This is a genomic window from Alteromonas gracilis (assembly GCF_002993325.1).
Classification (GTDB): Bacteria; Pseudomonadota; Gammaproteobacteria; order Enterobacterales; family Alteromonadaceae; genus Alteromonas; species Alteromonas gracilis.
In genome coordinates, this window is sequence record NZ_PVNO01000013.1 from 14,649 (window position 1) to 35,806 (window position 21,158).

Genomic DNA, 21,158 nt, shown 5'->3' on the forward strand with positions numbered 1-21,158 from the left:
AAGGCGCCCCTATCTGTATAATACCAATCCGCATAGATAATTGCTGAGTGGGTAACTATCTATGCGGACTGGTATAATTAACTTTTAAATGGTCAGGTCGCTCTTGACCAGATTTGTAACTAACCTACTAGCGCCAACAAGATCCCTGCAGCTACGGCACTTCCCAATACACCCGCTACATTAGGCCCCATTGCATGCATTAATAAGAAGTTATGGGGATTAGCCTCTAGGCCTACTTTATTTACCACTCGCGCAGCCATAGGTACCGCAGACACACCCGCAGCACCAATGAGTGGATTGATGCTCCCACCTGAAAGTTTGCTCATTAGCTTGGCCATAAGTACTCCAGCGGCAGTACCAATACCAAACGCTATAGCACCAAGGCCCAGGATACCTAAAGTTTCAACGGTAAGGAATGCTTCGGCTGATAGCTTTGAGCCAACCGCCAAACCGAGAAATATCGTAACCGTATTTATAAGTTCGTTCTGAGCAGTTTTGCTAAGCCTATCAACAACACCGCACTCTTTCATCAGGTTACCAAAACAGAACATGCCCACAAGCGGTGTAGCAGCTGGTAGGAACAAGATAGTCATAAACAACACAGCTAAAGGAAAAATGATTTTTTCGCGCTTTGATACTGGTCGAAGCTGCCCCATTTTTATCTCGCGCTCTTCTTTTGTCGTCAGAGCTTTCATAATTGGAGGCTGGATAATAGGCACTAATGCCATATAGGAATAGGCGGCTACGGCAATAGCACCAAGCAAGTCGGGAGCAAGCCTCGAAGCTAAGAAAATCGCTGTAGGCCCATCTGCGCCGCCTATAATAGCAATAGCGCTTGCATCCTTTAACGTAAACTCAAAACCCGGGATCAGGTTTAAAGCGATAGCGCCAAACAAGGTTGCAAAAATCCCAAACTGCGCCGCTGCGCCAAGTAACAACATCTTAGGGTTTGCAATAAGTGCACTGAAATCCGTCATTGCGCCGACGCCCATGAAAATGAGTAGCGGAAATACGCCGGTATCAATGCCGATTTTATAGATGTAATGAAGCAAACCACCCGCTTCAGAAAACCCAGCAATCGGAATATTCGTCAACAACGCACCGAAACCGATGGGCAGTAAAAGCAATGGCTCGAACTTTTTCACAATGGCTAGGTACAGTAAACCAAAGCCTACTGCCATCATTATCAACTGGCCCGCTTCAAAATGCGCAAGCGCGGTACTATCCCAAAGTACCATTAACTTATCCATGCATTACCCCAATAAGATTAACGGTTGGCCACTTGTTACAGCATCACCTTCACCTACGACAATGTCGGTAACTGTCCCGGTGTATGCTGAACGGATCTCAGTCTCCATCTTCATGGCTTCGAGGATCATCACCACATCGCCTTCTGATACGCTGTCACCGTTTCTTACCAAGATTTTAAACACGTTACCCGCTAATGGCGCATCAATAGACTCTGACGAGGCTGGTGCTGCGCTACTCGCTGGAGCTTGGGGCTGCGTATTCCCACCGCTAGCAGGAGTCACGCTTGTTAAGGTACCAGAAGGAGCGACTTCGACGCGATAAACCTTACCATCCACATTGACATCATAAGTTTCTGACGAAGAAGATACTTTTGCGTTTGACGTGGCGTTAACGGGCTGCGATGGACTAGAACTTGCTGAATCTTGTTCACCAGGCGCAGGTTCAAATGCATCTGGGTTACCGCGATTTTCAATAAACTTAAGGCCGATTTGGGGAAACAATGCGTAAGTAAGCACATCATCAATTTTATCCTCTGCCAGAGAAAGTTGCTTTTTTTCTGCCAAAGCATCAAGTTCTTTACTAAGCGTATCAAGTTCTGGTGCAATGTTATCCGCAGGGCGACACGTTATTGGCTCTGCGCCATCAAGCACACGTTCCTGCAATGCTTTGTTGACCGGAGCAGCCGTAGCACCGTACTCGCCTTTTAGTACGCCAGCCGTTTCTTTTGTGATACTTTTGTAGCGCTCGCCAGTAAGCACGTTAAGTACCGACTGTGTGCCCACAATTTGTGATGTTGGAGTGACAAGCGGGATGAACCCCAAATCTTCGCGCACTCTAGGAATTTCCTTAAGTACCTCTTCAAACTTATCCTCAGCGCCTTGCTCTTTAAGCTGACTTTCCATGTTTGTTAGCATTCCACCTGGCACTTGCGCTAAGAGAATTCGCGCATCAACGCCTTTAAGACTGCCTTCAAACTGGCTATATTTCTTTCTTACTTCTCTGAAATAGCTTGCAATATCTTCAAGCTCAGGGAGCGAAATACCGGTATCGCGCTCAGTGCCCTCTACAATAGACACCATAGTTTCTGTTGCGCTGTGGCCATAAGTCATGCTCATTGAAGAGATTGCCGTATCCAGCATATCAATCCCCGCATCAATCGCTTTTTGGTACGTTGCCGTACTAAGCCCTGTTGTTGCGTGACACTGCATAGCAATAGGCACGCTCACCGTCTCTTTTAAGCCAGTAATCAATGCTTCACATTCATAAGGCTTCAGAAGCCCGGCCATGTCTTTTACGCAAATAGAGTGAACACCTAAATCTTCAAGCTGTTTTGCCATGTCTAACCAAAGCTTAAGGTTATGAACTGGACTGACAGTATAAGAGATAGTGCCCTGAGCATGTGCGCCGCTGTCTATCGTTGCCTTGATCGCTGTTTTTAAATTACGAATGTCATTCATGGCATCGAAGATCCTGAACACGTCAACGCCGCTTTCGTGGGCTCGTTCGACAAAACGTGTCACTACATCATCAGCGTAATGGCGATATCCCAGCAGGTTTTGTCCGCGAAGGAGCATTTGTTGTTTAGTGTTAGGCATTGCCGCTTTAAGCTTTCTAATCCGTTCCCAAGGGTCTTCGCCTAGGTAACGAATACATGCATCAAAAGTAGCACCTCCCCATGACTCTACCGACCAAAAGCCAGCTTTATCTAGTTTTTCCGCTATGGGAAGCATATCCTCAATACGCATACGCGTAGCAAGAAGCGATTGATGGGCATCACGCAGGACTAGCTCGGTAAGGGCCAGAGGCTTTGACATGGTAACTCCTGATTAGGCTTATTTTTTAGAATTGTGACGATGGGTATGGATGGCTGCGGAAATAGCTGCGATAACATTTCCGTCTATTCCAGGTTGTACCGCTTGATTGTTTCTTTTTACATTAACTGAGGGCTCTTCTATTTCCCCAGGGAACGCTTCGCAAAACCGCGCAATTAAATGTATACCTACGATAAGAAGCCCGAGAAATGAGAAAACGAACACCATTCCAATGAGCATTAATGAACCCGCTTCAACAAGCAAGCTACTGACGGATCCCGAATTCATATTCAATCCTGTTTGTATATTTGTATTTGAATAAGTATCACGAGGTTTTTTAAAAAACAACAAAACAGCATAAAAAACCAATAAAAACCCTATATAACGCCACCACATGAAATTTAATGCACTTTTACTCAATAAAATTGCAACAAAGACTCAATAAGCTATCAGTAACTGAATTTAGGTCTCGCCCATCAATCGCTCATTTTGTAAGGCATAATCTAATGAAAGCCTATATTGTCTGAGAAGTCACTATCTAACTGCTTTGCAAAATCTTTTGCGTGCATGGCTACTAACTCGAGCTGCATGTGCCGCTCGTCTTCCGGTATGTAGGCAGGAACGTTGACCGGTTTACCATCGCAATCTACCGCCATAAAAGTGATAAAACAGCGATTTGCCACCGTCGTAGTGTCTGCGGTCGCATCGCCAGATTTCACCACAACGTAAATATGCATGCTTGATGCGCCTGTATGAACTAAAGACGCTGTAATCTCTATTAACTGACCAACTTTAATAGGCTTAATGAATCGAATTCCGTTGGCTGAAACCGTAACGCAATAGCATTTAGACCATTGAGCTGCACACGCGTAGGCAGCTTGGTCTATCCATTTCATAACGATACCGCCGTGAACGTTCCCACCAAAGTTAACATCTGTAGGTTCTGCTAAAAATCGAAAAGTAGTGGATGGGTGTGACATAAGTTGCCTCGCTGATTACTGCTCAATTAACAGTTAAAGCTTAGCTTACTTTTTAAACAATGCACTTATAGAGGTGTTAGAAAAGAAAGATGGTAATAAACAGAAATGAAAAAGCCCACCTTAAAGGTGGGCTTCTCAATATGGCGCGTGTGGAAGGATTCGAACCTCCGACCGCCTGGTTCGTAGCCAGGTACTCTATCCAGCTGAGCTACACACGCGTTAACTTGTATACTTTCGAATTTCACTCCGAAAGGTGACGCTTTTAATTAAGTGGCGCGTGTGGAAGGATTCGAACCTCCGACCGCCTGGTTCGTAGCCAGGTACTCTATCCAGCTGAGCTACACACGCGCAAAAACTTGTTGTCGACCGTCACTACCAACGAATGATAATGGCGGAGAGGGAGGGATTCGAACCCTCGATACGCGTAATGCGTATGGTTCCTTAGCAGGGAACTGGTTTCAGCCACTCACCCACCTCTCCTTGACTGCGGGGTGCATTTTACGGATTCGTTGGCGTGAGTCAAACCTTTTTTATAAAGAAAGTGTTCGCTCGCTGTCATTTTAAACGATTCGAGCAAAAAACCAGTAATCTGTTCATAATACAAGCAATTAAATAAAATGCCCGTTGCATTTTCTGAGCTCTTCCTAAATTCAGATGCTAAAAATCATCAATCACTATTAAAATTATAGCTGATGATAAATGCTTTATATCTCTTTTTATCTATTATTGCGCAATATTATCCCTGTGCGCTAACAACGAACGTCAGAAGTGAGCGAGCAACGGGCTTTTAGTCTTTATAACTCAACGCCAACAAATCAAACGCACTACACCGTCGGCTGCCGCACCAAAAAATTGCCTATAGAAAACCATCGCCGGAATAACAGTAAAAACAAAAAAGGCCAGCGTAATAGCTGACCTTTTCCGATGAAGCGTATAATGCAATTATTCGGCTGAACCTGGCTGACCGCCCTTTTCTGCTTGAATGCGCATGTATATTTCTTCACGGTGCACAGAAACTTCTTTTGGTGCGTTAACACCGATACGTACCTGATTCCCTTTTACGCCAAGAACAGTGACAGTTACATCGTCACCAACCATAAGCGTTTCACCAACTCGACGAGTCAAAATAAGCATTCTCTTGCTCCTGTTCCTTAATACTGAACGTCATCCCTAAGAATTGCCAACCCACCAGCACGACCCGATGGGGGCGACAGTGATTCCATGTTTTTGCGTCACTTCAAAAACTCACCGTTATATACGTAAATAATTATAGCTTATCTTGTAACCAAGCGTTAACCGAATCGAGTGCTTGCTGCAAGTTTTCTGGGTTGTCGCCGCCGGCTTGTGCCATATCTGGACGGCCGCCACCTTTTCCACCGACCTGAGATGCAACAAAGTTAACCAATTCTCCGGCTTTAACCTTGTTAATTAGGTTCTTCGTAACGCCCGCAATCAAATTAACCTTTGATTCATTCGCCACACCTAATACTACGATCCCCTCGCCAATTCGGTTCTTTATGTCGTCCATCATTGAGCGTAGTGACTTAGCTTCAACGCCCTCTAAATTCGCTATAAGAACTTTAACGCCATTTATTTCTACTGCATTACTAAGCATATCAGCACCTTGCTGACTCGCCAGTTTTTGTTTCGCAGAATTGAGCGCTTTTTCTAGTTCTTTAGTCTGATTTTGTAGAGAAACTACGCGATCGACTACATTTTGGCTGTCTGTTTTCAATAATGCAGACAATGAAGACAGTGTGGCTTGTTGCGTTTGCACGACTTCAAGTGCGTGCTCGCCAGTGACTGCTTCGATGCGTCGAACGCCAGATGCAATACCTGCCTCACTCGTAATTTTAAACAAACCAATATCACCAGTTCGGGTAACATGAGTACCACCACATAGCTCAACAGAGAATGGGCCCATAGTTACCACACGAACTTTTTCGTCGTACTTTTCTCCAAACAGTGCCATTGCGCCTGAAGCTTTGGCTTCGTCTAAGTCCATAAGTTCAGTGGCTAGCGTGTGGTTTGCTCGTATTTCTTGGTTAACTCGTCGCTCAATTTCCACAAGCTGCTGTGCCGTTACCGCTTCAAAATGAGAGAAATCAAAACGCATTCGTGGCGCTTCAACCAATGAACCTTTCTGCGTTACGTGCTCACCTAGAATTTCACGCAATGCTGCATGAAGTAAGTGCGTAGCACTGTGGTTCTTTTTGATTGCTTCGCGGTTAGCGAGGTCTATAGCAGCTGTTGCCGTGTCGCCTTTAGTAACCTTTCCTTTCACTACACCTTTATGTGCAAACGCATTGCCCATTTTCTGAGTGTCGGTTACAACAAACTCCCCGTTAGCTACGCGAAGTACGCCTTTATCGCCGGCTTGACCACCACTTTCTGCGTAGAACGGCGTGCTGTCTAATACCACAACACCTTCTTGACCATCTTCTAGCGTATCAACAAATGCATTGTCGGCAATAAGCTCAACAACATTTGCCTGACCTTCTACATCGGTGTACCCGGTGAATGATGTCGTGTGATCGATGGCGAGTTTGCTATTGTAGTCTGCACCAAAGTTGCTTGCCTGCTGTGCTCGGGCACGCTGCGCCTGCATGGCAGCTTCAAACCCTTCTTCATCAATTTTGAGGTCGTGCTCACGCGCCACATCATTTGTTAAGTCAGTAGGGAAGCCGTAGGTGTCGTAAAGCTTAAACACCACATCTCCCGGCACTGTATCGCCTTCTAGAGTTTCCAGCGTATCGTTTAGAATCGCCATGCCTCGGGCTAACGTTTTGCTAAACTGCTCTTCTTCTACACGAAGTACTTTTTCAATTACCGGCAGCTGGTCTACAAGTTCTGGATACGCCTCACCCATTTCTTTGGCAAGTGATGCAACAAGTTTGTAAAAGAAGATATCGTTTGCGCCAAGCTGGTAGCCATGACGAACCGCACGACGAATGATACGACGTAAAACGTATCCGCGGCCTTCATTAGATGGCATAACGCCATCGCAAATTAAGAAGCTGCATGAACGAATATGGTCAGCAATAACACGAAGTGATTTGTTCTCTAAATCGTCGCTACCAACAATTGATGCTGCCGATTTAATCAAGTTTTGGAACAGGTCAATCTCGTAGTTACTGTGCACATTTTGCAAGATAGCGGAAATACGCTCAAGCCCCATGCCCGTATCGATAGAAGGCTTAGGAAGTGGCTCCATGGTACCGTCAGCTTGTTTGTTAAACTGCATAAATACCAGGTTCCAAATTTCGATAAAACGGTCGCCGTCTTCTTCAGGTGTTCCTGGAGGACCACCCCAAATGTGCGCACCGTGGTCGTAGAAGATTTCAGAACAAGGGCCACATGGGCCGGTATCGCCCATAGACCAGAAGTTATCTGACGTGCTGATGCGAATAATCTTTTCTTTTGGCACGCCAATATGGTTTTCCCATATATCGAAAGCTTCGTCATCTTCAGAGTAAACGGTAACCAGCAGCTTTTCTTTTGGCAGACCAATTTCTTTGGTAAGGAAATTCCACGCAAACTCGATTGCTTCTTTTTTAAAATAATCGCCAAAGCTAAAGTTGCCCAGCATTTCAAAAAAGGTGTGGTGACGAGCAGTGTAGCCTACGTTTTCAAGATCATTATGTTTACCACCAGCACGAACGCAGCGCTGAGACGATACCGCGCGAGTATAACTGCGCTTCTCTGCGCCTAAGAAGCAGTCTTTAAACTGGTTCATGCCCGCGTTGGTAAAAAGAAGTGTGGGATCATCTGCCGGTACCAGTGACGAGCTTGCCACTGCTTGGTGGCCATGGCTTTTAAAATAATCGATAAACTTGTTACGTAAGTCAGCAGTTGATAATGTCATTGAAAACCTAACTTCCTTTATTCTATTAACGACGAGTGCTATTTGCCTGTTTTACTGAGCGTTATAATCAGGGCGTTTGCCATTACGCAATGTGCAATGCCGCATTACAATTCTCTGAATAAATTAAAATGCACACAAATTTGCGCAACAATACCACGGAAAGCGCGTTTTTGTTAAGTGGAACAAGAACAAGATAGGAACAAAACTCACTTATTCTCGATATACAAAAATGACATTATAATGTTAAGAGGCGAAAGGCTGTTATTTGGAAAGGTTGAGCGCTAGTCGTGGTCGTTTGCGCTTACAGCGTAGTCTATATGCTCTTGATAAAAACCTCGGTATTGCAGGAATTGTTTTTGCTTTTGCCTTAACGCAAATTCAGTTTCATAAAACCCGCCAAATTTCTTTTCTTTAACCTTTTTAGCGCTTTCAAACCAATCAGCCTCAATCTCTTGCAGAGCTTGCTCCGCAACAGTTTCATCTATACCGTATTGCTGCAAATCTAGCTTAATTAAACGCGGACCTTTTCCTTTTAAATACAGTGCGCGCGCGCGACTTTCAGCGAAACGCACGTCACTTTGAATATCGGCATCTCTAAATTCTTCTAAAATTGGGATAAAAGCATTGCTCTCGATGCCCTTTTGCTGAAGCTTTCGAATTATCTCGCTGAAGCTATGCTCTCGTCGTGCTAGCATGCGAGTAATCGCTTCGGTAATGATTTTTCGATCAAAATCTGACATTTTTGAAATCAACTATCCTGTATAAAACGTAGAAATCTCGTTATTTTAACGCTAAATATTCGCAAATAGCGATTATTCCAGCATAAACACATTAATTTCTACATGATGTAAATTGCATGACAGCACAAAACGTTCGCATAAGAATAATAGACTCCATTGAACAGCTATCTAAAACGCGCTGGCAGCAACTTTCGCGGGAGGCAGGCCCATTTCTTTCCTATGAATTCTTACACGCGCTAGAAAACAGCGAGTCTTGTACTAACGAGTCCGGCTGGCAGCCTTGTCACATCGCTATATTGCAAAATCAAGACGATAACGTTAGCGCTATCATTCCCGGATATTTGAAAACGCACAGCTACGGGGAATACATATTCGACCATGCTTGGGCCAACGCCTACGTACAGCATGGTTTGGATTACTACCCTAAATGGATATCCGCAATACCCTTTACTCCTGTAACGGGCCCTCGCTTATTAAGCGACGGTCAATTTCTTTTAACACCCGAACTTGTAAACGAAGTTGAGCTTGCACTTGTTGCGCACGCCAAGAGAGAGTTCGATGAATTCCTGTCTTCATTTCATTGGCTTTTCCCTAATGATGCAACATCTACACAACTAACACAGTCTCATGAAACGCTGCCTCATTACCTTACACGGTACACCGTTCAATTTCAGTGGCATAACTATGGCTACAGAGACTTTGATGACTTTCTAAACGCGCTAACATCACGCAAAAGAAAGGATATAAAGAAAAGTCGACGAAAGCTCAGCGAACGAGGCGTTCGTTTTACATATCATACCGGAGATGAAATTAGCCCTGAAACACTTCGCTTTTTTACAAAGTGTTACAAAGCGACCTATTTAAAACGAAGCGGTCACGTGGGATATTTGAATGACGCTTTCTTTGAACAACTTGTAGAGAGCATTAGCGATAAGATGCTTATTGTTACTGCGAGCGAAAATGGCGTAGCTGTAGCAAGTGCTCTTTTCTTCTATGATGAAACGGGACTTTATGGCAGATACTGGGGAGCACTCAAAGAAGTAGACGGCCTCCATTTTGCCTGCTGTTATTTTGAAGGCATTGAATTTGCCATTGCGAAGAAGCTTCCACTTTTTAATCCCGGAACTCAAGGTGAACATAAAATACTTCGAGGCTTCGAACCCATTTACTGCCGTTCACATCACAAATTACAACATGCGTCGTTTCAAAGTGCTGTAGCAGACTTTTTACAGCGTGAAACGCCGCATATCGCTAACTATTTTAATCAGGCACGGAATGCTTTACCGTTTAACAAGGAATTTGTGCCTACTTTAAAAACAACCAGTGTCAATTTACCTAACGACGACACCTACAATCAAAACGAGAAAAACGATGAAATATAAACTTCTAGCCGTAGCGATTGCGGCATCTTTAGGCCTTGCAGGCTGTGGACAGCCTGAGCAGGCGCAAGATCAGACGAGTAAAGTTGAAGCACCTGAAGTGAAAGGTGAAGCTGAATTGGGTTCTTTCGGCGTAGACCTTACTGCACGTAATGAAGCAGTAAAGCCCGGCGACGACTTCTTTATGTACGCAAGTGGTACGTGGTACGACAACTATGAGCTGCCCGCCGATAAAACACGTTATGGTGCCTTTACCGGTCTTGCCGAGCGCAGTGAAGAGCAAGTTAAAAACATTATTGATGGGCTAATGGAAAAGTCTTCGCTAAATGCAGAAGAGAAGCTTGTTCACGACTTTTTTGTTGCTTACATGGATACTGATACCATCAACGAAAAAGGTATTGAGCCAATCAAAGACGTACTAACGTCTATTGATAGCATTGAAAATAAAACTGACCTAACCAAAGCATTTGGCAATAGCTGGTTAGTAGGTTCTAACACGCCAATTGACGGCGGTATGTGGTACAACCGCCTAGACCCGAATGAATACCAGTTAAGCGTTGGTGTGGGTGGTTTAGGTCTTCCAGATCGTGACTATTATCTTAGCGATAGCGAACGTTTCGTTAAAATCCGTGAAGCCTACGTAGCACACATAGAGCAGATGTTAAATTTTGCAGGCGAAGAAAACGCTGCGGAAAAAGCAGCCAACATTCTTGCCCTTGAAACACAAATTGCAGACATTCAGTGGCCGCGCGAAAAACGCCGTGACCGCGACCTTACTCTTAATCAAATTGAGCGTAGCAAGCTGTCTGACGAATACCCTGGCTTTGACTGGGACACGTATTTTGCTCAAACCGGCTATAAAGTGCCTGAGCTGAATATTACGCAGCCTGAGCCAGTAAAGGACGTTATAAAGATTATTAACGAAGCTGACTTAGCCGATTGGAAGTCGTACTTGAAGTACCACACTATTTCAAACAATGCAGGTTTCTTATCTGAAGATATCTACCTAGCTAACTTTGACTTCTTCGGTCGTACACTTAGCGGTCAGCAAGAGCCTCGTCCTCGCTGGAAGCGCGCAGTGAGTCAAATGTCTGGTACAGAGTCACTTGGTTTTGCTATCGGTAAGATTTACGTAAATGAATACTTCCCAGAAAGTTCAAAAGAGCAGATGGCAGAACTGGTTGAGAATTTGCGTACAGCACTAGGTGAGCGTATTGAAAACCTAGATTGGATGAGCGAAGAAACCAAGGTAAATGCGAAAGAAAAGCTAATGGCATTTAACCCTAAAATTGGCTATCCAGACGAATGGCAGTCTTTCGACGGCGTAACTATTAGCGACAAGGACTTAGTAAGCAACGTTCGTAATCTTCGCACATTCTTCCAAGACCAGTCGGTAGAACGTGAGCTAGAGAAGACCGACCGCAACCGCTGGGGCATGACACCACAACGTGTAAATGCGTACTACAATAGCTCGTTCAATGAAATTGTATTCCCAGCAGCTATCTTGCAACCGCCATTCTTCGATCCTAATGCCGACGCTGCTGTAAATTACGGTGCTATCGGTGCGGTAATTGGGCACGAGATGGGCCACGGTTTTGACGACCAAGGCTCAAAGTCTGATGCAAACGGCATTCAGCGCAACTGGTGGACAGATGCCGACCGCGCAGCGTTTGAAGAAAAAGCGGACATGCTAGCCGAACAATACAGCCAATACGAGCCTATCGAAGGTAACTTCGTAAACGGTCGCAACAGCTTGGGTGAAAACATTGGTGACGTAGGTGGCTTAGCCATGGCTTACCACGCTTACAAACTTAGCCTGAACGGCGAGGAAGCACCAGTAATTGATGGCCTGACAGGCGATCAACGCTTCTTCCTAGCATGGGCACAAGTGTGGAAAGAAAAACGCACTGAAGAAAGCATGCTAAATCAACTTCGCGCAGGTACACACGCGCCAGGTCGTTATCGTGCGCAAGCACCAAGAAACCATGATGCATGGTATGAAGCGTTCGACGTGAAACCAGGTGACGCGCTTTATCTTGCACCAGAAGAGCGCGTAAGAATTTGGTAATGCATTAGCTTATTTATTTGATAGCCCTTGACGCCAGATAGCGAGAGCCACTCGGCGTTTATCGGCAGTACTTAATGCTCATAACATAAGTGCCCAGCAATCAAATCTAAGCAAATAAAAAGGGCGGTACGAAAGATTTTGTACCGCCCTTTTTTAATTTATTATCAGCGTTGATTCGGCCCAGCAAATGCTCACTTACTTCCCATATTGCGCTACTACGTCACGGACATATTGCTTACAGCGCGTTACAGCCTCTGAAAAGTCGCCATTACCTACGCTTCCCATAGAATAACGTAGCCAGTAGCCGTCTATGAGTGCCGCGGTAGAAGCGGCTATATTCTTAACCTGGTCTGAGCGGATCAGTTCGCGATAGCTATAAGCAAGATTTCGCTCTAGACGTTTATGATTTATGCACTGCAAACGATGCAATCCGTCATTGTGTAGTGACAGCGCCCAAAAGTTAAACCATGTATTGGTTGCTGAACTTGCGCCCTGCGTTTGCGAGAAGTTATTTTCTATGATGAAGTCAATACGCTCAAGTGGGTCGTCGATGCGTTTGGTAATTTTCAACGCGTCGAGCAGATGGCGCATAGTCGCTTCAATTAACCCTTGTTTATCACCAAAGTAGTGACTGATTATTCCTGATGAAAGCCCTGCTCTTTTGCTGATTAAGCTGATGGTGGTGCCGTGATAACCGACTTCCGCCATCACTTCCAACGTTGCTTCAATTAACTGTTTCTTTCGAACTGGCTCCATTCCCACTTTGGGCATGCTACAACTCCAAACCTAAAATCAAATAAACACTCTGCGGCAGTGCTTAGCTGCCGCAGATATGATATCACGATTAAAAGGTTAAGCGTGCGTTCACTGCTACAGCGCGAGGTGCACCAATCCAAAAAGCACCTGGGGCAATAGTAGACGCGTAATCTTCGTCAAACAAATTGTTTACTGTAAGGCGAACTTCAAGCTCTTCTATACCCGGACCAAGATTTTCTATAAACCCACCTACGTAGAAGTCACTCACTATGTAGTCGTCAACTTCGGCAGCATTATAGATATCAAGATAACGGCCATCTACGTACTTCGTTGATAGGCCAGCAAAATAATTATCACGAGCCCAGTCGAAGCTCACAACTGCCATAGTATCCGGCGTTCCGATAACCGTATTACCCTCAATGGCCACCAAAGACATTTCAGGGTTATTGGGGTCAGCAATGGCGGCTTGAGCATCAGCTAAAGTCTCATACTCCGTTCCTGAACTTCCCACTGTCGCCACATACTCAGACTCGCTTAGCGTAATCGATGTGAACAAAGAAAGTTCTTCGGTGAGCGTTATATCTGCTGAAATCTCAAAACCACTTGATTCAATACCACCTACGTTTTTGTATCCACCAGCAGCCGCTTCAAGAAAGTCTATTCCCTCTGGCGTTTCGTTACTGGTAAATTGAATACGGTCGTTAAATTCAATACTGTAGTAAGTGACGCTGGCATTGAAGCCCGGTGATGCGTAGCGGAAACCAACATCAATGTTATCGGCCGTTTCTGGTTTGATAAAACGAAGATCAGTATCATTTCGCTCAAGTTGAGCATCTTTAATAGCCGCAAAGTTTTCGCCATAGCCAGCAAAGACCTCTAAGCCATCAATAGGTGAAGGTGCAACGATACCGGCTGAAAACAGCGTATCTGAATCAGTATTCACCGCTAAGTCATTGGCTGAATCGAAGTTGTCAGTTTTCTCGATATCGACGTTAAACTTCTTAGCACCTGCGCGAACTCGGGCAAAGCCTAAATCAAGCTCATCTTCCACATAGTACATCAAGGTATCAACTGGGAAAGTTCTGTCGTACTGCACCCAGTAAGGCACGTTGTCATAATCGACACTAATGGCAGAGTTCGTAACTTTGTGCCAGTCACGCGACTCGTCACGGTCGTAGTCTTCCCACCAAACACCAAAGCGTAAAGTATTGTCAAAATCGCCAACCTTAGTGTACCAAACGGCATCAGCGTTAAGGCCTATACGCTGTTTGGCATAATGTGTATGGCGGTATGATCCAACAGGAATTGCACCTTGTTCATGACAACCTGGGTCATACTCTGGCCCAGCTCCTCCGTAAGGGAAAGTTAACGAGCTTTGACAGCCTTCGATTGGGCTAAGCTGGTTGCCTTGTCTATCGACAAAGTAAATTTGCCCTAGCTCTTGACCACCGAATACTGTATTGCCTACAACGAGTTCTGAATGTCCTTGCGCGCCATCATCGGTAATATCGACAATGTATGGTGGAACCCATTCGCCGCGACCTTCATTGTCGTGATAGTAAGCGTTTGTCATAAAATCGACCTGGCCAATTGTGAATTCAGCCTGGAGATAGGCGAATAGATTTTCGCGTAATGTAGACCAACCGCGACGATAAGCCTGATCCTGATAAGGTACTCCAGTCCACTCGTCTGTTAACTGGTCCCACTCAGGGTTTTGTGCATACTGTGCTAATCCATAAATACGCTGGTAGTTGTCTTCATGAGTATCGTCGTAAGAAAGATAACCAGTAAGAGACACATCGTTAACAGTAGAGATAAACTTCATTGCCAAATGGTCACGTGTATTCTCTGCCGCCTGCTGCATAAAGTCAGAGCTTTCCTGGCTTGAAAGGCTTATCCACGCATAGGTATCTTTAAAAATTTCGCCTGTTTCATAGCGTACATAATATTTTGATGCGTCAAACTCACCCGCAGTCACACTCGCTACTAAACCTTGCTCCATAGACGGGTCAATGGTTGTAAAATTAAGCGTGCCGCCCAAGGCCTCATGTGAACGTGAGGCTATATCTGCTGTGCCCTGAGATACTTCAACGCCTTTGACGTTTTCAGTATCGATATAGCGGTTTGCTTTCGCACCACCGCCGTAATTTGAATTACCATTGGCAATTCCGTCTACCGTCATACCAATTTGTTGTTCATTGAGGTTTACCTGAAACCCACGAATAACGATAGATGTAGACCAGTCATCCGCACCAAAGGTGTCACCTTCGTTAATTAGTACACCAGGTAGATTATCCACCGCGGCTAGCACGCTACTAAGATTAGCCTGCTGCTTGAACATATCTTCGCTTGTGGCGTTATTTGCGTATGAAACGCTTCGTCCAACAACGGTAATTTCTTCTATGCGTTCTTCTTCTGCGCCTGCAGCTTCTTCTGCCATTGCAGAGGAAGGTGCACTTAGGGCAGCCATTGATGAAAGTGCAGCAAGCACCGCTAAAGAGAGTTTATTGTGTGATTTCATGTATTTCCCAGTAGTTTGTATTATTTGTGCACTACTTTAGGGAGGGATTGTTACAGTTACGTTAAGTTTAATTGAACAATCAATTAATAAAATAGATAGGTCTGGTGAGTAAGTAAAGTTATGCTAAGAAATACCTAAAAGAATAAGTTAGCGATGGGGCCTGATATCTTTTCAACATATCCGTTAACTTTCTTTGCGCGTTTTTACTTTTCTAGCACTAGCATATGAGAGCAGACAATTATCTGTGCGGAATAGTATTTGATTTAAAAGTTGGAGTGGCGTCTATTTAGGCATAAAAAAGCCCTCTCGAAAGAGGGCTAAAAAGGGAAAAGCGTGTCTTGATTGTGTCTTACTTTAAGACTGCGCTGCGGCTTGATAGCTAGTGTCTTCGCCTTTAGTGCCGCCTACTTGCTTTTTTGCGTAAAGCAATGCGTCGTGTAGGGTCTCAAAGTTAGGAATACCCGGGTGCGCTTCGTTAACACCTTCAAGTACCTTATTCACTTCTGAATTAGCACCGCAAATGACCAACTGACGTCCCGCAGCAAGCGCATCTGACGTTACTGTATCCACTGCCATCGCAGCAGATACGTCCATCAGCGGCACACGGGAGAAATCAAGAATGGTTACTTTAGAACCAGCTTTAACTCGCTCTCTCACGTGGTGACCTAAATCCGCAGCAGCGCCGAAGCTTAGTGGACCGCCAAAGCTAAAGATTGAAACCTTATCTTTAAGCGACTCTAGAAGCTCGTTCTCTTTAGGGTCATTAAGCGAATCAGGGATCTTCTTAAGCTCTTCAATTTGTAGCTGAGCAATTTGCTTAACGTAAGCAAGCGCAGCAAATACTACACCTACACCTACCGCAGTGATCAGATCTACAAATACCGTTAGTGCCAGTACCATGAGCATCAGGCCAAAGTCCCAGCGAGGGCCTTTGTGAGCGCGCTTCAGATAGCTCCAGTCAATAATATCAAGGCCAACTTTAACCAAAATACCTGCAAGAACCGCGTGAGGAATTTGCGCAGCTAGCGGGCTAAGGCCTAGCACAATTGCTAGTAGCACCAATGCGTGAACCATACCCGAAACGTTGTATTTACCGCCACTGCGAATATTTACAACTGTACGCATAGTCGCACCAGCACCTGCGATACCACCAATAAGACCTGCAAACGTGTTGCCAATACCTTGGCCGATAAGTTCTTTGTTACTGTCATGACGAGTACGCGTCATATTGTCAGCGACCAGCGATGTAAGCAGGCTGTCTATCGCGCCTAGTACCGCAAGAATAAATGCAGCCTCAAGAATGAGCAACGCTTTGCTCTGCTCAAAAACAGGCAGGTGCAAACTTGGTAGACCGGTAGGGATATCGCCTAAAACTGGTACTGACAGCGCTAAGCTTACTAGCGTACCAATAATGAGCGCCGCAAGTGCTCCAGGCACAAACTTTCCTAGCTGTGGAGGCCACTTATAGGCAATAACAAGTGTTCCTAGGCCAAGTGCTAAGGTAGCAAAGTCGATATCTGCAAGCGCAGTCGGTAAATAAGACAAAGCACCAATTGTACCGCCCGGAGGCTCGTGTCCCAGCAAGCGACCAATTTGCAAAATGATAATAATTGCGCCGATGCCCGACATGAAGCCCGATATTACTGGATAAGGCACTAACCGAATGTACTGACCTACACCTAACACACCGAACACAATCTGGAATATACCTGCTAATATAACCGCCGTGAATATCAGGCTAGCGTCGCCCGAAAGACTTGCAAACAAGCCTGCAAGGACAACGACCATTGGCCCTGTGGGGCCAGAAATTTGGGCAGGTGTTCCGCCGAAAAGCGCCGCAAAGAAACCGACAGCGATAGCGCCGTAAAGACCCGCCATTGGGCCTAAACCTGACGCTACACCTAAGGCAAGCGCCAGTGGTAAAGCAACAATACCGGCAGTCAAACCACCGGTAAAATCACCACGTAAATTAGAAAAATTAACTTTCACCATACTAAAGAGCCTTATTCGGCGCGCGCAAGCTGCGCTTCTGCTGTAGACTCATCCATTACGTCGAATTCACCTGATTCAGTGTTGTAATAAAGTACATCCCCTGAACCAATGTTATACACCCAACCGTGAAGTTTAACTTGTCCAGTCGCTAGTTTTGCTGCAACAGCTGGATGTGTGCGAAGGTGCTGAATTTGTTGCACTACATTCTCTTTAGTCACCGCTTCTAGGTCGTCAATTGAAAGCTCTGAATGACCACAGCGCTCTTTTACCACTTCGGTTGCCACACGGCAGTGACCTAGCCACTCTTTTACATGGGGCAGAGAGTCAAGGCCTGCAGGGTTAATAGCGCCCTTCATTGCACCACAGTCAGTGTGACCACAAACAACAATATGTGAAACGCCTAATGCCGCAACAGCAAATTCGATAGAAGCAGTCATTCCGCCAGTTTGGTTGCTGTGAGGAGGTACAATATTACCCGCATTGCGGCAAATGAAAAGCTCACCTGGGTCAGTCTGAGTAACAAGATTCGGGTCGATGCGAGAATCTGAGCACGTGATAAAAAGCACTTCAGGATTTTGGCCGTTTGCAAGCTTTTGGAACTTAGCTTTCTTGCCCGGATAAACTTCCTTCTGGAATTTAGCAACACCTGAGATAACGTGATCCATATAGAACTCCCAATTTTTTTAATAATTGTAATGATTATGTAATTACGTCAGTTTCACTTGATAGATTAATAGTTTAATATACCAACTCGCGATAGCTAAATACTATCACCACAGATTCAGTGGTAAAATTAAGTTTAGTAAAAGAAGATATTTCCCACCATGCAATTCAACGGAAAGACGCCGTCAATAAATCAAATACGCTACTTTGTAGCAGTAGCTAAATACCTAAGCTTCAGGCAGGCCGCGGGGATACTCGGAATAAGCCAGCCTACTCTGACCAGTCAAATTAGTGCGCTAGAGAACCTCTTAGGCTTAACATTGTTTGAACGTTCCCGCACCGGCACACTGTTATCGCCTCAAGGTAAGGCACTGCTTGATGCCGCGGAAGAGGTTTTACAATCGTCGCAGAGATTCAGTGAGATTGCCCGTGACTTATCTGAAGGTGAAGTCGTTACTTATCGCTTGGGTATTCCTCCCACCCTCGGGCCATATTTACTGCCTTTCGTACTTCCTGATTTGCATAAGAGAAAACCTGGCCTTCGATTTTATGTTCGAGAAGGCGCACCCAATGCGCTTCAACATGGTTTATTGCGTGGGGAGTACGACCTCATTCTCTCTCCGCTATCAGGAGAAAATTCACAGTTAATCAAGCAGCCGCTTTTTAATGAACCCTTAAAGTTTGTCACGCCTTCTGATCACAAATTAGCAGGAAAAGCGTTCGTTAATCCCAAAGAGATCGCCGGTGAAAAAATACTTACCCTTGAAGATAAACATCATTTTCATCATCAAGTGCAGCGCATTTGTGATGAAATTGGCGCAGACTTACAACGTGACTATGAAGGCACAAGTTTGGATACACTGCGTCAAATGGTGGTAATGGGCATGGGCGTGGCATTTCTACCTGGTCTCTATATCCACTCTGAATTGCACAAACCTGAAGCACTGCATGTATGTGAGATTGCGAATATGCCAATTGAACGTCAGCATTCTCTGGCGTGGCGAAACACGGCACCAGGTAGAAAAACTTTCAGAGACATTTCAATTATCATAAAAGAAATAATAGAAACTCGTCTCTCCGATGCGGTAACAATCGTCAGTACGACGTCAGGTTCTGTTTAAAAAATTCTAAACCATATGTGAGCGTTATGATTGATAGGCAACATTTGCGAATTATAAGAGCGATTGATGCAGAAGGCTCGATGACAGAAGCGGCGAAGTCGCTTTTTCTCACGCAATCGGCGTTAAGCCACGCAATGAAAAAAATAGAAGCCCATTTCAATGTACCATTGTGGAACAAAGATGGTAGAAGACTTACACTCACGCAGGCAGGTCAAAGCGTACTGGGCTTGGCACATCGGGTTTTACCTCAGTTTGAGCATACTGAAGCACAACTGCGACGTTTTGCTGATGGCAAGCAGGGAATATTGCGCATCGGTATGGAGTGCTATCCTTGCTTTGAATGGCTGCTAAAAGTCGTCGCACCTTTTCTGAAAGCGTTTCCTGACGTCGATGTAGATGTCCGCAGAGCATTCTCCTTCGGTGGTCTTCAAGCGCTACACGGTTACGATATAGATATTTTGCTTACCCCAGATCCGCTCTCACTCGATACGATCACCTACACCCCTGTATTTGAATATGAACAAGTATTGGTAATGGATAAGCATCACCCTTTGGTAGAGAAACCCTTTATAACACCGAAAGATTTAAGCAACGAAACTCTTATAACCTACCCTGTAGAGCTAAGCCGACTTGACGTTTTCACCCATTTTTTGACGCCTGCTAATTGCACGGTGAGGCAGCATAAAACGATTGAAACCACTGAGATCATCTTACAAATGGTAGCTGCCGGGCGCGGTGTTACTGCGCTACCTAAATGGTTAATTGATGAATCAAAAGAAAGCGAACTTCTGGCTTGTCGCTCGCTTGGAGAGCAAGGCGTATCAAAAACCTTGTATTTAGGTCATAGAAAAGCGCAGGACGTATTGGGGTTTGTAGATGATTTCATTAAACTCTCCCAAACCCACAAGCCCAGATAAATACGTTGCTCATCGGTTAGACGTTACAGTAAGAATAAAGAAGGCTTCTTTGCTTTTTATCATGAGCAAATGCGTCACGATAGCGAAATCAATTTTTGAAAAGCCTTCCAAACTCTTGTTATTTAGCAATAGGGCCTAGCTGTAAAAGCAAAGGTAAGCGGTAGGCGTTGACACTTTTACATCGAAAGATTCGTTGGCAGGTACATTGAAACTAGTGCCAGTAACAAACGCCTGCCACTCATCGCTTCCTGGTAACTTAACAACTAATTCGCCTTCGACCACTTTCATTAGCTCTTTTTGTGATGTAGAAAAGGTATATTCACCCGGCGACATAACCCCAGATGTACATGGTCCATTTGCAGACTCAAACCCAATCGAGCTTACTTTGTTGTCGAAATAATGGTTTACTTTAAAGCTCATAGCTACTCCTTTGATTAGGGGGCTGTTAATATTTACCAAGGTAGTTTTAGCAAAACGTTCAGCCCCTTGGGCTTATTCAGCGTTTCTGCCAGATAAGCATATGGTTGTTAGCGGGCATGTCGATAATATCGTTTAAGCTTAACTCGCCTGCCCACGCAGTGAGCTCATTGATATCACGGTAACCTCCATAGCCTCTTTCTAAAAGCGAGGTATGGAATGCCTGATTACTTTCAGATGTAAATTCACCACCATGAGTAAAAGGGCCATACTGACAGAAAACACCGCCTTCGGGTAAGTGTGCTGCCACTGACTCCATTAGCAATTTTGCCTCTTCTTTTTGCATGATATGGGCGGTATTGGCTGAGAACACGCCATCTACGTCAAGATTAGGGAAACTATCTTGCCCAACCGTGAAGGAAATCGGTGACCTAACATTGTCAATGTTCACATCACTTAACCACGAAGAGATACCGTCATGATATTGAGGTTGATCGCTTGTGTGCCAAATAAGGTGGGGCAAGTTCTCGGCCAAAAATACCGCATGCTGGCCCGTACCACTGCCAATTTCCAGTACCTGCTTACAGTTTGCAAAGGTCCGCTCAAGCACGCTTAAAATAGCGCGCTTGTTGTTCTCACAGGCCTGACTGAATGGTTTTTCATACTGCATGTCGTTT

Annotated in this window: 17 protein-coding genes and 3 tRNA genes; 4 read left to right on the forward strand and 16 right to left on the reverse strand. The window is 44.9% G+C overall.

All coding sequences use genetic code 11. The annotated features are described in order from the left end of the window. Nucleotides 1-119: 119 nt before the first annotated feature. The 10 genes from C6Y39_RS04690 to C6Y39_RS04735 form a co-directional block, all read right to left on the reverse strand. Nucleotides 120-1,250 (reverse strand): sodium ion-translocating decarboxylase subunit beta, encoded by a 1,131-nt coding sequence (locus tag C6Y39_RS04690; RefSeq protein ID WP_014948675.1) that lies wholly within the window; start codon nucleotides 1,248-1,250, stop codon nucleotides 120-122. Nucleotides 1,251-1,253: 3 nt separating this feature from the next. Further along, nucleotides 1,254-3,065, reverse strand: coding sequence for a sodium-extruding oxaloacetate decarboxylase subunit alpha (gene oadA, locus C6Y39_RS04695; RefSeq protein ID WP_105930164.1), 1,812 nt, complete (start codon nucleotides 3,063-3,065; stop codon nucleotides 1,254-1,256). An 18-nt stretch (nucleotides 3,066-3,083) separates the two neighbouring features. Beyond that, on the reverse strand, nucleotides 3,084-3,350 hold the full coding sequence (locus tag C6Y39_RS04700; RefSeq protein WP_105930268.1) for an OadG family protein: 267 nt from the start codon (nucleotides 3,348-3,350) through the stop codon (nucleotides 3,084-3,086). Nucleotides 3,351-3,565: 215 nt separating this feature from the next. Beyond that, on the reverse strand, nucleotides 3,566-4,042 hold the full coding sequence (locus C6Y39_RS04705) for an acyl-CoA thioesterase (RefSeq protein ID WP_105930165.1): 477 nt from the start codon (nucleotides 4,040-4,042) through the stop codon (nucleotides 3,566-3,568). 141 nt (nucleotides 4,043-4,183) lie between these two features. Next, nucleotides 4,184-4,260: transfer RNA gene (locus C6Y39_RS04710), tRNA-Arg, on the reverse strand. Nucleotides 4,261-4,313: 53 nt separating this feature from the next. Next, a tRNA-Arg gene (locus C6Y39_RS04715) sits at nucleotides 4,314-4,390 on the reverse strand. Nucleotides 4,391-4,431: 41 nt separating this feature from the next. Next, nucleotides 4,432-4,522: transfer RNA gene (locus C6Y39_RS04720), tRNA-Ser, on the reverse strand. 462 nt (nucleotides 4,523-4,984) lie between these two features. Then, nucleotides 4,985-5,176, reverse strand: coding sequence for a carbon storage regulator CsrA (gene csrA, locus C6Y39_RS04725; RefSeq protein WP_012517705.1), 192 nt, complete (start codon nucleotides 5,174-5,176; stop codon nucleotides 4,985-4,987). Nucleotides 5,177-5,309: 133 nt separating this feature from the next. Further along, the gene (gene alaS / locus C6Y39_RS04730; RefSeq protein WP_105930166.1) at nucleotides 5,310-7,907 is read right to left on the reverse strand and encodes an alanine--tRNA ligase; all 2,598 of its coding nucleotides are present in this window, start codon (nucleotides 7,905-7,907) and stop codon (nucleotides 5,310-5,312) included. 281 nt (nucleotides 7,908-8,188) lie between these two features. Beyond that, a complete protein-coding gene (locus tag C6Y39_RS04735; RefSeq protein ID WP_105930167.1) occupies nucleotides 8,189-8,647 on the reverse strand; it encodes a regulatory protein RecX in 459 nt (152 codons plus the stop codon). 116 nt (nucleotides 8,648-8,763) lie between these two features. Between C6Y39_RS04735 and C6Y39_RS04740 the strand changes: the two genes are divergently transcribed. Together C6Y39_RS04740 and C6Y39_RS04745 are read left to right on the forward strand one after the other, a co-directional pair. Continuing rightward, the gene (locus tag C6Y39_RS04740; protein ID WP_105930168.1) at nucleotides 8,764-10,029 is read left to right on the forward strand and encodes a GNAT family N-acetyltransferase; all 1,266 of its coding nucleotides are present in this window, start codon (nucleotides 8,764-8,766) and stop codon (nucleotides 10,027-10,029) included. Further along, nucleotides 10,019-12,094, forward strand: coding sequence for a M13 family metallopeptidase (locus C6Y39_RS04745; RefSeq protein WP_105930169.1), 2,076 nt, complete (start codon nucleotides 10,019-10,021; stop codon nucleotides 12,092-12,094). The genes C6Y39_RS04740 and C6Y39_RS04745 overlap by 11 nt, the downstream gene beginning before the upstream one ends. A gap of 195 nt (nucleotides 12,095-12,289) precedes the next feature. On the opposite strand, the gene betI is transcribed toward C6Y39_RS04745, so the two are convergent. The 4 genes from betI to C6Y39_RS04765 form a co-directional block, all read right to left on the reverse strand. After that, complete coding sequence (betI, locus tag C6Y39_RS04750; protein WP_276309281.1) at nucleotides 12,290-12,865, reverse strand: transcriptional regulator BetI; 576 nt, start codon at nucleotides 12,863-12,865, stop codon at nucleotides 12,290-12,292. 73 nt (nucleotides 12,866-12,938) lie between these two features. Next, nucleotides 12,939-15,371: a TonB-dependent receptor domain-containing protein gene (locus C6Y39_RS04755; protein WP_105930171.1), complete on the reverse strand. Its 2,433-nt coding sequence runs from the start codon at nucleotides 15,369-15,371 to the stop codon at nucleotides 12,939-12,941. A gap of 354 nt (nucleotides 15,372-15,725) precedes the next feature. Next, nucleotides 15,726-17,363, reverse strand: coding sequence for a SulP family inorganic anion transporter (locus C6Y39_RS04760; protein WP_105930172.1), 1,638 nt, complete (start codon nucleotides 17,361-17,363; stop codon nucleotides 15,726-15,728). An 11-nt stretch (nucleotides 17,364-17,374) separates the two neighbouring features. Further along, a complete protein-coding gene (locus C6Y39_RS04765; protein WP_105930173.1) occupies nucleotides 17,375-18,028 on the reverse strand; it encodes a carbonic anhydrase in 654 nt (217 codons plus the stop codon). Nucleotides 18,029-18,187: 159 nt separating this feature from the next. Here C6Y39_RS04765 and C6Y39_RS04770 point away from each other — a divergent pair, with 159 nt between their 5' ends. Together C6Y39_RS04770 and C6Y39_RS04775 are read left to right on the forward strand one after the other, a co-directional pair. Then, nucleotides 18,188-19,147, forward strand: a complete 960-nt coding sequence (locus C6Y39_RS04770) for a hydrogen peroxide-inducible genes activator (RefSeq protein WP_105930174.1) — start codon at nucleotides 18,188-18,190, stop codon at nucleotides 19,145-19,147. A 26-nt stretch (nucleotides 19,148-19,173) separates the two neighbouring features. Next, nucleotides 19,174-20,064: a LysR family transcriptional regulator gene (locus C6Y39_RS04775; RefSeq protein WP_105930175.1), complete on the forward strand. Its 891-nt coding sequence runs from the start codon at nucleotides 19,174-19,176 to the stop codon at nucleotides 20,062-20,064. A gap of 135 nt (nucleotides 20,065-20,199) precedes the next feature. Here C6Y39_RS04775 and ppnP read toward each other — a convergent pair whose 3' ends face one another. Next, nucleotides 20,200-20,484 carry a pyrimidine/purine nucleoside phosphorylase gene (gene ppnP, locus C6Y39_RS04780; protein WP_105930176.1) on the reverse strand — a complete coding sequence of 95 codons (285 nt, stop codon included), beginning with the start codon at nucleotides 20,482-20,484 and terminating at the stop codon, nucleotides 20,200-20,202. Nucleotides 20,485-20,560: 76 nt separating this feature from the next. After that, entirely contained in the window at nucleotides 20,561-21,151 is a 591-nt protein-coding gene (locus C6Y39_RS04785) for a DUF938 domain-containing protein (RefSeq protein ID WP_105930177.1), read from the reverse strand. Nucleotides 21,152-21,158 lie beyond the last annotated feature (7 nt).

Coding starts and splice junctions, on each gene's coding strand:
- C6Y39_RS04690 (WP_014948675.1), bottom strand. CDS start 1,250: ATGGATAAGTTAATGGTACTTTGGGATAGTACCGCGCTTGCGCATTTT.
- oadA (WP_105930164.1), bottom strand. CDS start 3,065: ATGTCAAAGCCTCTGGCCCTTACCGAGCTAGTCCTGCGTGATGCCCAT.
- C6Y39_RS04700 (WP_105930268.1), bottom strand. CDS start 3,350: ATGAATTCGGGATCCGTCAGTAGCTTGCTTGTTGAAGCGGGTTCATTA.
- C6Y39_RS04705 (WP_105930165.1), bottom strand. CDS start 4,042: ATGTCACACCCATCCACTACTTTTCGATTTTTAGCAGAACCTACAGAT.
- csrA (WP_012517705.1), bottom strand. CDS start 5,176: ATGCTTATTTTGACTCGTCGAGTTGGTGAAACGCTTATGGTTGGTGAC.
- alaS (WP_105930166.1), bottom strand. CDS start 7,907: ATGACATTATCAACTGCTGACTTACGTAACAAGTTTATCGATTATTTT.
- C6Y39_RS04735 (WP_105930167.1), bottom strand. CDS start 8,647: ATGTCAGATTTTGATCGAAAAATCATTACCGAAGCGATTACTCGCATG.
- C6Y39_RS04740 (WP_105930168.1), top strand. CDS start 8,764: ATGACAGCACAAAACGTTCGCATAAGAATAATAGACTCCATTGAACAG.
- C6Y39_RS04745 (WP_105930169.1), top strand. CDS start 10,019: ATGAAATATAAACTTCTAGCCGTAGCGATTGCGGCATCTTTAGGCCTT.
- betI (WP_276309281.1), bottom strand. CDS start 12,865: ATGCCCAAAGTGGGAATGGAGCCAGTTCGAAAGAAACAGTTAATTGAA.
- C6Y39_RS04755 (WP_105930171.1), bottom strand. CDS start 15,371: ATGAAATCACACAATAAACTCTCTTTAGCGGTGCTTGCTGCACTTTCA.
- C6Y39_RS04760 (WP_105930172.1), bottom strand. CDS start 17,363: ATGGTGAAAGTTAATTTTTCTAATTTACGTGGTGATTTTACCGGTGGT.
- C6Y39_RS04765 (WP_105930173.1), bottom strand. CDS start 18,028: ATGGATCACGTTATCTCAGGTGTTGCTAAATTCCAGAAGGAAGTTTAT.
- C6Y39_RS04770 (WP_105930174.1), top strand. CDS start 18,188: ATGCAATTCAACGGAAAGACGCCGTCAATAAATCAAATACGCTACTTT.
- C6Y39_RS04775 (WP_105930175.1), top strand. CDS start 19,174: ATGATTGATAGGCAACATTTGCGAATTATAAGAGCGATTGATGCAGAA.
- ppnP (WP_105930176.1), bottom strand. CDS start 20,484: ATGAGCTTTAAAGTAAACCATTATTTCGACAACAAAGTAAGCTCGATT.
- C6Y39_RS04785 (WP_105930177.1), bottom strand. CDS start 21,151: ATGCAGTATGAAAAACCATTCAGTCAGGCCTGTGAGAACAACAAGCGC.